The sequence below is a fragment of the Streptomyces lycii genome (genome assembly GCF_009735685.1).
Taxonomy (GTDB): domain Bacteria; phylum Actinomycetota; class Actinomycetes; order Streptomycetales; family Streptomycetaceae; genus Streptomyces; species Streptomyces lycii.
Genome location: NZ_WHPN01000338.1, coordinates 2217 through 15342 on the forward strand (window position 1 = coordinate 2217; position 13126 = coordinate 15342).

Genomic DNA, 13126 nt, shown 5'->3' on the forward strand with positions numbered 1-13126 from the left:
CGGCCGGCCGGTACGGCCTCAGCGCCGCTCAGTAGGCCGAGTCCACGTTGTCCATGGAGCCGTACCGGTCGGCGGCGTAGTTGCACGCCGCGACGATGTTGGCGACCGGGTCGTACAGGTCGTGCTCGGTGCCCTCGACGTGGTAGGCGTCGAACGTGGGCTGGATCACCTGGAGGAGACCCTTGGACGGGATGCCGTTCTGGGCGTTGATGTCCCAGTTGTTGATGGCGTACGGGTCACCGCCGGACTCACGGATGATGTTCCGGTGGATGCCCTCGTAGCTGCCGGGTATGCCCTTTTCCTTCATGATGGACATCGCCTCGCGGATCCAGCCGTCGAGGTTGTCCGGGTAGGTGGCCGGAGCGGACTCGCTCTTGGTCTCGCCCCGCTCGGCGGAGCGGTTCGCGGCGGCGTCGCCGGAACGCTCGGACTCGGCCTTCGTCTCGGCCTTCCCGGCGTCGGCCTTGGTGTCGGCCTTGGTGTCGGCCTTCACCTCGGTCTTGGCCTCGCTCTTCCCGGCCGCGGGCGCCTTCGTCTCCTTCAGCGGCGAGAGGGCCTGCACGGTCTTGTCGTCAGCCTTCTGCTGCGCGAAGAGACCGTCGGTCTTCTGGTCGCCCTGCTGGCCCGTGACCTCGGCGCTGTACGCGGCCGGCAGAGCGTGCGTGCTCTGCGGCTCCTCGGACGGGCCCGGGGCGGCCGCGAACACCAGGGAGGCGGCACCCACCGCGGCGAGCCCGGCGGCGGAGAACTTGTGGGGCTTGGTCAGGCGACTGCTGTTACCGGAGAACGTGGGGACGCGCATGTATGTTGCCTCTTTCCATCGCTGGGGCCGCAGTGGCCGGGTGGACAACGGCGTGCGTGAGTTCCCTGAGCGGTAGGGAGGCTCGCCGTTCCGGCGGGGAGCACCACGTTTCGACCTGCGGTGCCGTGCGACGAAAGCCATTGTTAGCGGCGCAAATCGGGCCGGGCAAAGGTGTGACGTACTACCCGGAATCGTGGAAAAGGGGCCACCGGAGAGTCCCGGCGGCCCCATAACGGGTCCAATGTCCGACTGGTCCACTACGTTCTTTCGTAAGTGATCTGGCTCCTATGCCCGGCTTCACAGCGGACGCCCCGGATGATGGCTGCGCGTCATCGCCACATCACGCGGGGTGTGCGGTTCCGGGGCCTCGCGCGAGCGGCCCCCGGGCGGCCTCAGCGGGACAGGATCAGATGGGAGTCGCCGAACTCGTGCCACAGATAGCGCTCCGCCAGCGCGGCCGCGTACCCGCGGACCAGGGCTGCTCTTCCCGCCGGTCCCGCCCTTCCCGCCACGGCCTCCAGCATCAGCAGGTGCGAGGCCTCCGGCTCGTGCAGCCCGGTCAGCAGCCCGTCCACCACGCGCACCCCCCGGCGCGGCGTCACCACCAGGTCCGTCCAGCCCGCCGCGGCCCGCACCACGCCGTCCGTCCCGGCCGCCGACTCCAGGGCCCGCACGGCCGTGGTCCCCACCGCCACGACCCGGCCGCCCGCCGCCCGGGCGGCGTTCACCAGCCACGCCGTCGCCTCCGGCACCGCGAAACGCTCCGGATACGGCGGCTCGTAGGCCTCCGCCGAGGCCACGCCCGTGTGCAGCCTCAGCGGGGCGACCTGCACACCCCGGCTGACCAGCTCCGCGACCAGCTCCGCCGTGAACGGGCGCGCGGCGCTCGGCATCTCGGCGGAGCCGTCCCCCGCGCCCTCCGAGGGGCCGTCCCCCGGCGCCTGCGGGGCGGAGCCCTGCCGTGCCCCGCCGCCGTCCGCCGCGGGGCACGGCACGCGCCCCGGGGGCCCGGGCCGTTCCGCGTACACCGGCCGTTCCGCGAACACCGTCTGGTACGCGGAGAGCGGCTGGTCGCGCTCCGTGTAGCCGTACCGGACCGGCCGGCCGTACCGCTCCATCAGCGCGGGCACCCGCCCGCCCGTCACCCGGCCCCACCACAGCCGCCCGCCCCGCGCGTCCAGCGGCTCCTCCAGCTCCAGCCGCGCCCCTCCGGGCAGCCGCAGCCGGGTGCCCGCCGGGCCGCCCGGGCGCGGACCCGTGCTGCCCGAGCCGTCCGGCACCCGCAGTTCCACCGCCCAGCGGCCGTCGTCACCGCGCGTCGAGAAGTGCACGACCACCGGCTCCCCGAGGCCCCGGTCCCGCACCGCGCGCCCGTCCACCGCCGCCGGCAGCGTGCGGGAGGTGTTCACCACCAGGACGTCCCCCGCCCGCAGCAGCCCCGGCAGCGCGCGGAAGGCGTGGTGCGACACGTCCCCGCCCGGGCCGCTCACCAGCAGCCGTACGGCGTCCCGCGCCGAGCCGGGCCCGCGCTGCTCCGGCGGCACCCGCGCCGACAGCTCGTCCGGCACCCGGAATCCCGGCAGCGGTCCCGCGGCGGCGGGGCTCACCGCGCCGCCGCCGGCCCGGCGGACGTGTAGCGGCCGCTCACCGCCCCCGTCTCCGGCAGCCGCAGCAGCGCGGGCACCACGGTCTCCGGCAGCGGGCGGTCCGCCGCGTCGTCGCCCGGGACCGCGGCGGCGTACAGATCGGTGCGCAGGTCGCCCGGGTCCACCCACCACACGCGCAGCTCCGGCTCCTCCACCGCGAGCACCGCCGACCACTGCTCCAGCGCCGCCTTCGACGCGCCGTAGCCGCCCCAGGTCCGGTACGCCTCCACCGCGGCGTCCGAGCTGACGTTCAGCACCGCCCCCCGCGCCCGGCGCAGCAGCGGCAGCGCCTCCCGCACCAGCCCCAGCGGCGCCACCACATTGGTCTCCAGCGCCGCCCGGAACCCCTCCAGGGACTGCTCCGCCAGCGGCACCAGCGGCTCCGCGCCCAGCGCGCTCGCGTTGTTCACCAGCAGGTCCAGGCCGCCGTCGCCCAGCCCGCGGGCCGCCGTGACCAGCTCCGCGCGGTGCGCCGGGTCCGTCACGTCCCCCGGCAGCGCCACCACCCGGCCCGGCGCCGCCTTCGCCAGCTGCTCCTCCGTCTCCCGCAGCGGCCCCTCGGACCTGGCGTCCAGCACCAGGTCCCAGCCCCGCTCCGCCAGCGCCGCGGCCAGCGCGCGCCCCAGCCCCTTCGACGCACCCGTGACGATCCCGACCGGCATCCCGCTCATCTCCCTTACGAGGCCGCCGGACGCTCCGGCGGCGGCAGCTGGACTGTGCGGCAGCTGCGCTCCGCAGTGACGCCGTCACCGTAGGAAGAGCGCCGCCCCCGCCGCGTCGGGCGCAAGGGCCGCCGGCCCGGGGCACTTCGGCCTAGACCCATCGGCGGAGCAACCGGAGACCCACGGCCCGATACGGCGGGTGCGCGCCGCCGGTACCGTGAGGCCATGACCACCGGCCCCGTTCCCGGATCGGGACTCGCCGCGGTGAGCGCGGCCCTGCTCGCCATGAGCCGGCACCTCGAGGTGCGCGACGTCCTGAAGACGATCGTCGCCTCCGCCCGCGAGCTGCTGGACGCCGAGTACGCCGCCCTCGGCGTACCGGACGACCACGGCGGCTTCGCGCAGTTCGTCGTCGACGGCGTCAGCGACGAGCAGTGGAAGGCCATCGGCCCGCTGCCCCGCCAGCACGGCATCCTCGCCGCGATGCTCCAGGACGCGACCCCGCAGCGGCTCGCCGACGTCCGCCAGGACCCCCGCTTCCAGGGCTGGCCCGGCGCCCACCCGGAGATGGCCGACTTCCTCGGCCTGCCCGTCGCCGACGGCGACGAGGTCCTCGGCGCCCTCTTCCTCGCCAACAAGAGATGCCCCGGGCCGCGGCCCGCGGGCACCTGCGGCTTCACGGCCGACGACGAGGCACTGCTCGGCATCCTCGCCCAGCACGCCGCCATCGCGCTCACCAACGCCCGCCTCTACGAGCGCAGCCGCGAGCTGACCATCGCCGGCGAGCGCGCCCGGCTCGCGCACGAACTGCACGACGCCGTCTCGCAGAAGCTGTTCTCGCTGCGGCTGACCGCGCAGGCCGCGGCCACCCTCGTCCACCGCGACCCGGACCGCGCCAGGGGCGAGCTCCAGCAGGTCGCCGCCCTCGCCGCCGAGGCGGCCGACGAACTGCGCGCCGCCGTCGTCGAGCTGCGCCCCGCGGCCCTGGACGAGGACGGCCTCGTGGCGACCCTGCGCACCCAGGTCCAGGTGCTCGACCGGGCCCACAGCGCCGAGGTCGCCTTCTTCTCCTGCCAGGTCCGCGCCCTGCCCGCGGCCCAGGAGGAAGCCGTGCTGCGGGTCGCGCAGGAAGCGCTGCACAACGCCCTGCGCCACGGGGAACCCGGCCGGGTCGACGTCACGCTCACCCGGCAGGGCCAGAACGTGGTCCTCCGGGTCACCGACGACGGCACCGGATTCGACCCGTCCGCCGTCCGCCGGGCCGGCCGGCACCTGGGACTGGTCTCCATGCGGGACCGGGCGAACGGAGTGGGCGGCCGGCTCGTCGTGGAATCGGCCCCCGGCAAGGGCACCGTGATCGAGATGGAGGTCCCCGGTGGAGCGGCGTAACGGCGGCACGGGCCCGGCCATCCGGGTCCTCCTGGTGGACGACCACCAAGTGGTACGGCGCGGTCTGCGCACCTTCCTGGAGGTCCAGGAGGACATCGAGGTCGTCGGGGAGGCGGCCGACGGGGACGAGGGCATCGCCCGCGCCGAGGAACTGCGCCCCGACGTCGTCCTGATGGACGTCAAGATGCCCGGCACCGACGGCATCGAGGCGCTGCGCAAACTGCGGGAGCTGGAGAACCCGGCCCGGGTCCTCGTCGTCACCAGCTTCACCGAGCAGCGCACCGTCGTGCCCGCCCTGCGCGCGGGCGCCTCCGGATACGTCTACAAGGACGTCGACCCCGACGCCCTCGCCGGAGCCATCCGCTCCGTGCACGCCGGGCACGTCCTGCTCCAGCCCGAGGTCGCCGGGGCACTGCTCTCCCAGGAGGACGACCGGGCCGGGCAGGGGCGCGGCGGCACCCTCACCGACCGGGAACGCGAGGTGCTGGGGCTGATCGCGGACGGCCGGTCCAACCGGGAGATCGCCCGGGCGCTGGTCCTCTCCGAGAAGACCGTCAAGACGCACGTGTCCAACATCCTGATGAAGCTCGACGTCGCGGACCGCACCCAGGCCGCCCTCTGGGCCGTCCGGCACGGGGCGACCGGCTGATCAAGGCGGCGCGCCCGGCACGCTGCGAGATCCTTTCGGACATTGGCCCGAACGGGGGCATCTGTCCGTTCGGCCGTGCCGTCAGCGGTCCGCGGGCGTTCACCCCTGTGTGATCCCGCAGCCGGGGTCAACGAGTGACTCAGGAGAAGGAAGAAGACTCCCCATGAAGACTCCCAAGAAGGCCGCCCTCGTCATCGCCGCCGCCGGTGCCATCGTGGGCGCCGGTTCCGGTGCCGCCATCGCCCACGGCGATGCCTCCGCGGAAGGCGCGGCCGTCGGTTCGCCGGGGGTCATCTCCGGCAACGTCGTCCAGGTCCCGATCGCCGGGCCCTTCAACGTCTGCGGCAACACCGTCAACGTCGTCGGCCTGCTGAACCCGGCCTTCGGCAACGAGTGCGTCAACAAGTGACTCGCACGCCGAGCGCCTGACCCGCGAAGGCCCCGCGGACCACACGGTCCGCGGGGCCTTCGCCCGTCAGCTGCGCTCCCGCTCCTCAACCCAGGCGTTGTACGCCGCCACCTGCGCCCGCCGGGCCGTCCGCTCCACCGGACGCAGCGCCTCCGCCCGCGCCGCGATCTGCGACGCGCTCACCGCGCTGCCGTGCTCCCCGCCGTCACCACCGGTGCCGTCCCCGCCGTACGCGATCGCCACCAGGGCACCCACCCGGCGCGCCAGCTCCAGCACCCGGACGGCCCGCGGCGGATAGCCCGGTGCCAGCACCTCCGAGCCGGCCTCCGCCCGCGCCCGGTACGCCTCCAGAGCCGCCCGGGCCGCCGGGCCGGCCCCGGACACGTCGAGCCGGGCCAGCAGCTCCGTCGCGTCCCGCATCGCCTCGGCCAGCTCGCGCTCCGCCTCGCCGAGCGACGGCACGTCCGCGGGCGGTGCCTCCCGCACCGGCAGGCACCGCCACACCACCTCGACATGGAGATCGCCCTCCGGCCCGGCCTCGTGCACCTCCGGCACCAGCCCGAGCGCCGCCCCGGCCACGACGACGGCCTCCTCCGCGGACAGCGCCCGCGCGTTGAACTCCGGCGGACCGCTCAGCCCCAGCGGATGCCCCGGCACCGGCAGCGCCACCCGGAAACCGGTGCCGCCCAGCGCCCGCAGCCGCCCCAGCCCGAGCGACAGCCCCACCGGAGCGGACTCGCCGGGCAGCCCCTCCACCCGGTGCAGGGCGTCGTCGCCGATGATCCGGTGCACGGCGTCATCCGGTGAGACGAGTCCGGCAAGAAGGGCATTTCCCCATGCGGCAAGCCGTCCGGAGCGCGGTTCGTTTCGCATGGGACCAGCCTAAGGACAGGGACCGACAACGTGTGGCGTAGGTTTGCTGAAAGGGGCTGCGCCCACAGGCGCACAGACATCCGACACTGCAATGGGAGACAACGCGCTCATGAGCGATGTACTGGAGCTGGTGGACGTATCCGTGGTCCGCGAGGGCCGGGCTCTGGTGGACCAGGTCTCCTGGTCGGTCGCCGAGGGGGAGCGCTGGGTGATCCTCGGCCCCAACGGCGCCGGCAAGACCACCCTGCTGAACGTCGCCTCCAGCTACCTCTTCCCGACCAGCGGAACCGTCCAGATCCTCGGCGAGAAGCTCGGCGGGGTCGACGTCTTCGAACTCCGCCCGCGGATCGGCATGGCCGGCATCAACATGGTCGACAAGCTCCCGCGCGCGCAGACGGTCCTGCAGACCGTGCTCACCGCCGCCTACGGCATGACCGCCCACTGGCAGGAGAGCTACGAGGCCGTCGACGAGGAGCGCGCCCGGGCCTTCCTCGACCGGCTCGGCATGACGGAGTACCTCGACCGGAAGTTCGGCACCCTCTCCGAGGGCGAGCGCAAGCGGACCCTCATCGCCCGCGCCATGATGACCGACCCGGAACTGCTGCTGCTCGACGAGCCCGCCGCCGGGCTCGACCTCGGCGGCCGCGAGGACCTCGTCCGGCGGCTGGGGAGGCTCGCCCGCGACCCGTACGCACCCTCCATGATCATGGTCACCCACCATGTCGAGGAGATCGCCCCCGGCTTCACCCACGTCCTGATGATCCGTCAGGGCAAGGTGCTCGCCGCCGGGCCGATCGAGCAGGAGCTGAACTCCCGTAACCTCTCCCGCTGCTTCGGGCTGCCGCTGATCGTCGAACAGCACGGGGACCGCTGGACCGCACAAGGACTGCCGCTGGCCTGACGGCCTGCCAAAGCCCTGTTCCCCCGCCGGGCCGCCGCACCTACCATGAACACGTGGATCCATGGGTGTGGTGGCTGATCGCCGCCGTAGGACTGGGCATTCCCCTTGTGCTGACCGCGATGCCCGAATTCGGGATGTTCGCGGTCGGAGCCGTCGCCGCGGCTGTCACCGACGCCTTGTTCGGTGGCGGGACCGTGGCCCAAGTGCTGGTGTTCGTCGCCGTGTCGGTGGCGCTGATCGCCGTCGTACGCCCCGTCGCGGCCCGGAACCGGGCCGCGAAACCCGGGACGGTCACCGGTGTCGCCGCGCTGCCCGGCAAACAGGCCATCGTCCTGGAACGGGTCGACAGCCAGGGCGGCCGCATCAAGCTGGCCGGTGAGGTGTGGTCCGCGCGGACCCTCGATGCCGATCAGGTCTGCGAGAAGGGTCAGCAGGTCGATGTCGTCGAGATCGACGGAGCGACAGCCGTCGTGATGTGACCGGTGACCGGGCCGGTCACGGGGGACACGACGCGGGACGCCACGGACGGATGGTCCCGCGGCCGGAAACTCCCCCTGACGGGCCGTCTTCTGACAGACTGATCATCAAGCAACCGAAGGGGCACGGGGAGCATCCATGGAACCGATCATCATCGTCCTGATCATCCTGGTGGTGCTCGTCTTCATCGCACTGATGAAGACGGTGCAGGTCATCCCGCAGGCCAGCGCGGCCATCGTGGAGCGCTTCGGCCGCTACACCCGCACCCTCAACGCGGGCCTCAACATCGTCGTCCCGTTCATCGACTCGATCCGCAACCGCATCGACCTCCGCGAGCAGGTCGTGCCGTTCCCGCCGCAGCCGGTGATCACGCAGGACAACCTCGTCGTCAACATCGACACCGTCATCTATTACCAGGTCACCGACGCGCGGGCCGCCACGTACGAGGTCGCCAGCTACATCCAGGCGATCGAGCAGCTCACCGTCACCACGCTCCGCAACATCATCGGCGGCATGGACCTGGAGCGCACGCTCACCTCCCGCGAGGAGATCAACGCCGCCCTGCGCGGCGTCCTCGACGAGGCCACCGGCAAGTGGGGCATCCGCGTCAACCGCGTCGAACTCAAGGCCATCGAGCCGCCGACCTCCATCCAGGACTCGATGGAGAAGCAGATGCGGGCCGACCGCGACAAGCGCGCCGCCATCCTCACCGCCGAGGGCATCCGGCAGTCGCAGATCCTCACCGCCGAGGGCGAGAAGCAGTCCGCCATCCTCCGCGCCGAGGGCGAGGCCAAGGCCGCGGCCCTGCGCGCCGAGGGCGAGGCCCAGGCGATCCGCACCGTGTTCGAGTCCATCCACGCCGGAGACCCGGACCAGAAGCTCCTGTCGTACCAGTACCTCCAGATGCTCCCGAAGATCGCGGAGGGCGACGCCAACAAGCTCTGGATCGTCCCCAGCGAGATCGGCGACGCGCTCAAGGGCCTCGGCGGCGCCCTCGGCCAGTTCGGCCCCCTCGCGGGCAACGGCGGCAACGGCGGCGACGGCGACCGGCTGCAGAAGACCACCCCCGCACCGCGCCGGGAACAGCCCCCGCTCGACTGACGCCCCGCCCTCTCCGGCATGATCGGTGCAACACGCACCGATCACCGAGAGGGAGCACGTGGGCATCTGGGAGGCAGTGGCGGTCTTCGCCGCCGGAATCGGTGCCGGAGCCATCAACACCGTCGTGGGCTCCGGCACACTCATCACCTTCCCGGTGCTCCTCGCCACCGGCCTGCCACCCATCACGGCCAACGTGTCCAACAACCTCGGCCTCGTCCCCGGCTCCGTCAGCGGCGCCATCGGCTACCGGCGGGAACTCGACGGGCAGCGGGCCCGGATATTCCGCTTCGGCGCCGTCGCCCTGGTCGGCGGCTTCATCGGCGCCGTCCTGCTGCTCACACTGCCCTCCGAGGCCTTCAACGCGATCGTGCCGGCCCTCATCGCCGTCGCCCTCGTCCTGGTGATCCTCCAGCCCCGGCTCTCCCGGGCCCTCCGGCGCCGGCGCGAACGCGACGGGGGCGAGCACCCCGAGCACGGCGGCCCCCTGCTGCTCCTGGGCCTGCTGCTGGCCAGCGTGTACGGCGGCTACTTCGGCGCCGCCCAGGGCGTCATCTACCTGTCGCTGATGGGCCTCCTGCTCAGCGACGACCTCCAGCGGCTCAACGCCGTCAAGAACGTCCTCGGCGCCCTCGTCAACGGTGTCGCCGCGGCCGTCTTCCTCTTCATCGCCCACTTCGACTGGACCGCGGTGCTGCTCATCGCCGTCGGCTCCGCCATCGGCGGCCAGCTCGGCGCCAAGGTCGGCCGCCGACTCCCGCCCGCGGTGCTGCGCGGCGCCGTCGTGGTCGTCGGCACGGTCGCCGTCGTACGCCTGCTGCTCGGCTGACCGCTCCACGGCCCGCCGGCACTCCACGCGCCGGCGCCGGCCGGAACGGCAACGGGGCCCCGGACACCTCCGGGACCCCGATCCGTACGCCGACCGCCGCCGCGACGGGGCTAGGCGGGCAGCGGCAGCCAGACGGGCAGCGCGCCCGCCCCCTCCGTACGCCCCCCGACCGCCAGCAGCAGCGCGTCCGACGGCGTCGGCTCGAACGGCTTGCTCAGCAGCCGCATGCCCGCCTGCTCCGGCGTCCGGTCCGCCTTCCGGTGATTGTCCTCGGCGCAGGCCGCGACCGTGTTCAGCCAGGTGTCACCACCACCGCGCGAACGCGGCACCACGTGGTCCACGGTCGTCGCCCGGCGCCCGCAGTACGCGCACCGGTGCCGGTCGCGCACCAGCACGCCCCGCCGTGACCACGGAGCCCGTCTTCGGAAGGGCACCCGGACATACCGGCGCAGCCTGATCACCTGCGGTACGGGCACGTCCACCGCCGACGCGCGGACCCGGAGCCCCGGGTGGGCCTGCTCGACCACGGCCTTGTCCTGCAGCACCAGCACCACCGCACGGCGCAGCGTCACCGTGGACAGCGGCTCGAAGCTCGCGTTGAGCACCAGTGTGTTCCGCATCCCGCCCACCTCCCCAGGTCCCTCCCGCGCGTCGACGGGCCGGGATCAACTCTGGCCGGGCCCACCCGTCGCGACAACGCAATTTCGTGCACGGAAGCCGCAGCGCGGATGAACAACGCGTGCGGCCGGACACGGAAACGCCCGCCCCGGCCGCCGTGAGGCGAACGGGACGGGCGCCGACGGGTGACCGGCGGGCGTCAGCCGGCCGGGATCGCGTACTCGCTGACGATGTGGGCCCGGGCCAGGGTGTGGAACCGCAGATTGAAGCCCACCACGGCCGGCGACGCGTCCGCGTCCGGCCCCAGCTTCTCCGTGTCCACGGCGTACACCGTGAAGACATAGCGGTGCGCCGGGTCACCGGGCGGCGGCGCGGCCCCGCCGAAGTCCCGGCTGCCGTAGTCGTTCCGTACGTGGACGGCGCCCTCCGGCAGCCCCTCGAACGCGCCGCTGCCCGCGCCGGTCGGCAGCTCCGTCACCGACGCGGGGATGTCGAACAGCGACCAGTGCCAGAAGCCGCTGCCGGTCGGCGCGTCCGGATCGAAGCACGTCACGGCGAAGCTCCTGGTCTCGGGCGGGAAACCCGACCACCGCAGGTGGGGTGAGAGATCGCCGCCTCCCTTCGCCTGGGCCTCGCCCAGCTCGGCCCCCGGCGCCACATCGTCGCTCACCACGGTGAAGGACGGCACGGGCGGCAGGAAGTCGTGGGGGAGTGGCGGCCGCTTGGAGTCGGTCACGTCGAACCTCCGGATCGGTGGCAGCTACAGCTCAGAGCCTAGAACCAATTCCGCTTGCCGCCGACCTGGGCCAGCCACTGGTTGAGGTAGGCCGTCCAGTCGGTCTCCTGGAACGACGTGAGCCCCACCTGGAACGCGCGGTACGAGTCGCTGCCCTCCGTGAACAGACCCGGCTTCTTGTCCATCTCCAGGATGACGTCCATCTCGTTGTCGTCCGCGACGAACGTCAGCTCGACCTGGTTCAGCCCGCGGTACTGCTGCGGGGCGAAGAACTCGATCTCCTGGTAGAACGGCAGCCGCTGCCGCGTCCCGCGGATGTGGCCGCGCTCCAGGTCAGCGCCCTTGAACCGGAAGCCCAGCGCCCCGAACGCGTCGAGAATCGCCTGCTGCGCCGGCAGCGGGTGGACGTTCACCGGGTCGAGGTCGCCGGAGTCCACGGCCCGCGCGATCTCCAGCTCCGTCGTCACCCCGACGTTCATCCCGGTCAGGTGCCGGCCCAGGAACATCGTGACAGGCGTCTCCCACGGGATCTCCAGAGCGAACGGCACCGCGTGCGCCGCCCCCGGCTGCACCTCGAAGGCACCGCCCAGCCGCTGCTTGTGGAACTCGATGTCCTGCTTGTACTCGTTGTCGCCGCTCTCCACCTCGACCCGGGCCTGGAGACCGACCGACAGCCCCTCGATCTGCTGCGCGACCGAGCCGCCCTGGATGCGCACCTCACCCTGGACGACCCCGCCCGGAACGACGTTCTCCTCGGTCAGCACCGTCTCCACCGAGGCACCGCCGGCACCCATGCTCGCAAGCAGCTTCTTGAAGCCCATACCTTCATCCTCCCCAGACCGAGCCGTCTCGCCGGCTCGCCTTGATCCCTTGACCCTTGGTCCCTACATACGCGGAACGAGCCACTACCGGTTCCAGCGCCCGCCGCGGGCGGCGGTGGACGCACCGCCGTTGCATTACGCTCGGACCACATGCTTCACCATCCCCGGGGGGACTCCCCAGAGCTGCTGACGCAGCCCGACCGTACGCCGCTCCCGCGCGACTTCTTCGACCGCCCTGTGCTGGAGGTGGCCCCCGACCTGCTCGGGCGGACCCTCGTGCGGAACACCCGGCAGGGACCGGTCGAGCTGCGCCTGACGGAGGTCGAGGCGTACAACGGCCGGTCCGACCCGGGGTCGCACGCCTACCGCGGCCGGACGGCCCGCAACGCGTCCATGTTCGGCCCGCCGGGTCACGCGTACGTGTACTTCATCTACGGCATGTGGTTCAGCCTCAACCTGGTCTGCGGCCCCGAGGGAACCGCGAGCGGTGTGCTGCTCCGTGCGGGGGAGGTCCTCACCGGTACGGAGGAGGTGAGGAAGCGCCGCCCGGCCGCGCGCAAGGACACGGAACTGGCGCAGGGCCCCGCCAGGCTGGCCACGGCGCTGGACATCGACCGCACACTCGACGGAACCGACGTCTGCGCCGGCCCGGAGGCGCCGTTCGCCGTACTGGGAGGACTCCCCGCCCCGGCGGACCGGGTGCGCAACGGACCCCGCACGGGCGTGGGCGGTGACGGCGCGGTGCACCCGTGGCGCTTCTGGATCGAGGGCGAACCGACGGTCAGCCGCTACCGGGCCCACGTCCCGCGACGGCGCGGGAAAAGCGGTACCGCCGACGCGACTTGACTCTCACCGGCCGACCGCCTAACGTGGCCCGAGCCGCTGGAGCCGGGCAGGTCTATGTCCGGCAGCGGCAACACCACTACTGCGACGATTCCCCCAGCGGGGTCCTTTTCGGCGTGCCCGAATCCGATCCCCGTGCACTCGATTATGAGCTGCGGGGGAAATCCACTAAAGTAGTGGCCGCGCCGGAAGGTGCAGCACAATCCCTCTCCAACCGGGGGCTGGAATTGCGGATCGGCCGGGAATTCGGGCCGGAAAGCGTCTGGTAAGGTTGGGAACACCGAAGGGAAGCGCCCGGAGGGCCCGGAGGCGGGTTCGAAGGAAGCGTCCGTTCTTTGAGAACTCAACAGCGTGCCAAAAGTCAACGCCAGAT

At 72.6% G+C, this 13126-nt stretch carries 15 protein-coding genes; 8 read left to right on the forward strand and 7 right to left on the reverse strand.

Annotated elements, in window-relative coordinates; all coding sequences use genetic code 11:
* Nucleotides 1–28 precede the first annotated feature (28 nt).
* The 3 genes from GCU69_RS21790 to GCU69_RS21800 all read right to left on the reverse strand — a co-directional run bounded on the left by GCU69_RS21790 (nucleotide 29) and on the right by GCU69_RS21800 (nucleotide 3110).
* Entirely contained in the window at nucleotides 29–802 is a 774-nt protein-coding gene (locus GCU69_RS21790; RefSeq protein ID WP_098751232.1) for a transglycosylase SLT domain-containing protein, read from the reverse strand.
* A 392-nt stretch (nucleotides 803–1194) separates the two neighbouring features.
* A complete protein-coding gene (locus tag GCU69_RS21795; protein WP_170315903.1) occupies nucleotides 1195–2409 on the reverse strand; it encodes an S-adenosylmethionine:tRNA ribosyltransferase-isomerase in 1215 nt (404 codons plus the stop codon).
* The gene (locus tag GCU69_RS21800; protein ID WP_156206955.1) at nucleotides 2406–3110 is read right to left on the reverse strand and encodes an SDR family NAD(P)-dependent oxidoreductase; all 705 of its coding nucleotides are present in this window, start codon (nucleotides 3108–3110) and stop codon (nucleotides 2406–2408) included. Before GCU69_RS21800 ends, GCU69_RS21795 begins: the two co-directional genes overlap by 4 nt.
* Nucleotides 3111–3335: 225 nt before the next feature.
* Between GCU69_RS21800 and GCU69_RS21805 the strand changes: the two genes are divergently transcribed.
* From GCU69_RS21805 to GCU69_RS21815, 3 genes are all read left to right on the forward strand, one after another.
* Complete coding sequence (locus tag GCU69_RS21805; RefSeq protein ID WP_098751227.1) at nucleotides 3336–4499, forward strand: GAF domain-containing sensor histidine kinase; 1164 nt, start codon at nucleotides 3336–3338, stop codon at nucleotides 4497–4499.
* Complete coding sequence (locus GCU69_RS21810) at nucleotides 4486–5148, forward strand: response regulator (protein ID WP_098751226.1); 663 nt, start codon at nucleotides 4486–4488, stop codon at nucleotides 5146–5148. Before GCU69_RS21805 ends, GCU69_RS21810 begins: the two co-directional genes overlap by 14 nt.
* Nucleotides 5149–5311: 163 nt before the next feature.
* The gene (locus GCU69_RS21815; RefSeq protein ID WP_098751225.1) at nucleotides 5312–5557 is read left to right on the forward strand and encodes a chaplin; all 246 of its coding nucleotides are present in this window, start codon (nucleotides 5312–5314) and stop codon (nucleotides 5555–5557) included.
* Nucleotides 5558–5623: 66 nt separating this feature from the next.
* On the opposite strand, the gene GCU69_RS21820 is transcribed toward GCU69_RS21815, so the two are convergent.
* Nucleotides 5624–6430 (reverse strand): hypothetical protein, encoded by an 807-nt coding sequence (locus GCU69_RS21820; RefSeq protein WP_098751224.1) that lies wholly within the window; start codon nucleotides 6428–6430, stop codon nucleotides 5624–5626.
* A 109-nt stretch (nucleotides 6431–6539) separates the two neighbouring features.
* Between GCU69_RS21820 and GCU69_RS21825 the strand changes: the two genes are divergently transcribed.
* The 4 genes from GCU69_RS21825 (at nucleotide 6540) to GCU69_RS21840 (ending at nucleotide 9735) form a co-directional block, all read left to right on the forward strand.
* Nucleotides 6540–7331 carry an ABC transporter ATP-binding protein gene (locus GCU69_RS21825; protein WP_098751231.1) on the forward strand — a complete coding sequence of 264 codons (792 nt, stop codon included), beginning with the start codon at nucleotides 6540–6542 and terminating at the stop codon, nucleotides 7329–7331.
* A gap of 53 nt (nucleotides 7332–7384) precedes the next feature.
* The gene (locus GCU69_RS21830; protein WP_098751223.1) at nucleotides 7385–7810 is read left to right on the forward strand and encodes an NfeD family protein; all 426 of its coding nucleotides are present in this window, start codon (nucleotides 7385–7387) and stop codon (nucleotides 7808–7810) included.
* A 136-nt stretch (nucleotides 7811–7946) separates the two neighbouring features.
* Nucleotides 7947–8909, forward strand: coding sequence for an SPFH domain-containing protein (locus GCU69_RS21835; RefSeq protein WP_098751222.1), 963 nt, complete (start codon nucleotides 7947–7949; stop codon nucleotides 8907–8909).
* A gap of 58 nt (nucleotides 8910–8967) precedes the next feature.
* Nucleotides 8968–9735, forward strand: coding sequence for a sulfite exporter TauE/SafE family protein (locus GCU69_RS21840; protein ID WP_156206954.1), 768 nt, complete (start codon nucleotides 8968–8970; stop codon nucleotides 9733–9735).
* Nucleotides 9736–9845: 110 nt separating this feature from the next.
* On the opposite strand, the gene GCU69_RS21845 is transcribed toward GCU69_RS21840, so the two are convergent.
* From GCU69_RS21845 to GCU69_RS21855, 3 genes are all read right to left on the reverse strand, one after another.
* Nucleotides 9846–10355, reverse strand: a complete 510-nt coding sequence (locus tag GCU69_RS21845; RefSeq protein WP_098751220.1) for an HNH endonuclease — start codon at nucleotides 10353–10355, stop codon at nucleotides 9846–9848.
* Between the two features lie 197 nt (nucleotides 10356–10552).
* Nucleotides 10553–11089, reverse strand: coding sequence for a YbhB/YbcL family Raf kinase inhibitor-like protein (locus tag GCU69_RS21850; RefSeq protein ID WP_098751219.1), 537 nt, complete (start codon nucleotides 11087–11089; stop codon nucleotides 10553–10555).
* Between the two features lie 38 nt (nucleotides 11090–11127).
* Nucleotides 11128–11910, reverse strand: a complete 783-nt coding sequence (locus tag GCU69_RS21855) for a sporulation protein (protein WP_098751218.1) — start codon at nucleotides 11908–11910, stop codon at nucleotides 11128–11130.
* 183 nt (nucleotides 11911–12093) lie between these two features.
* Here GCU69_RS21855 and GCU69_RS21860 point away from each other — a divergent pair, with 183 nt between their 5' ends.
* A complete protein-coding gene (locus GCU69_RS21860; RefSeq protein WP_156206958.1) occupies nucleotides 12094–12756 on the forward strand; it encodes a DNA-3-methyladenine glycosylase in 663 nt (220 codons plus the stop codon).
* Nucleotides 12757–13126 lie beyond the last annotated feature (370 nt).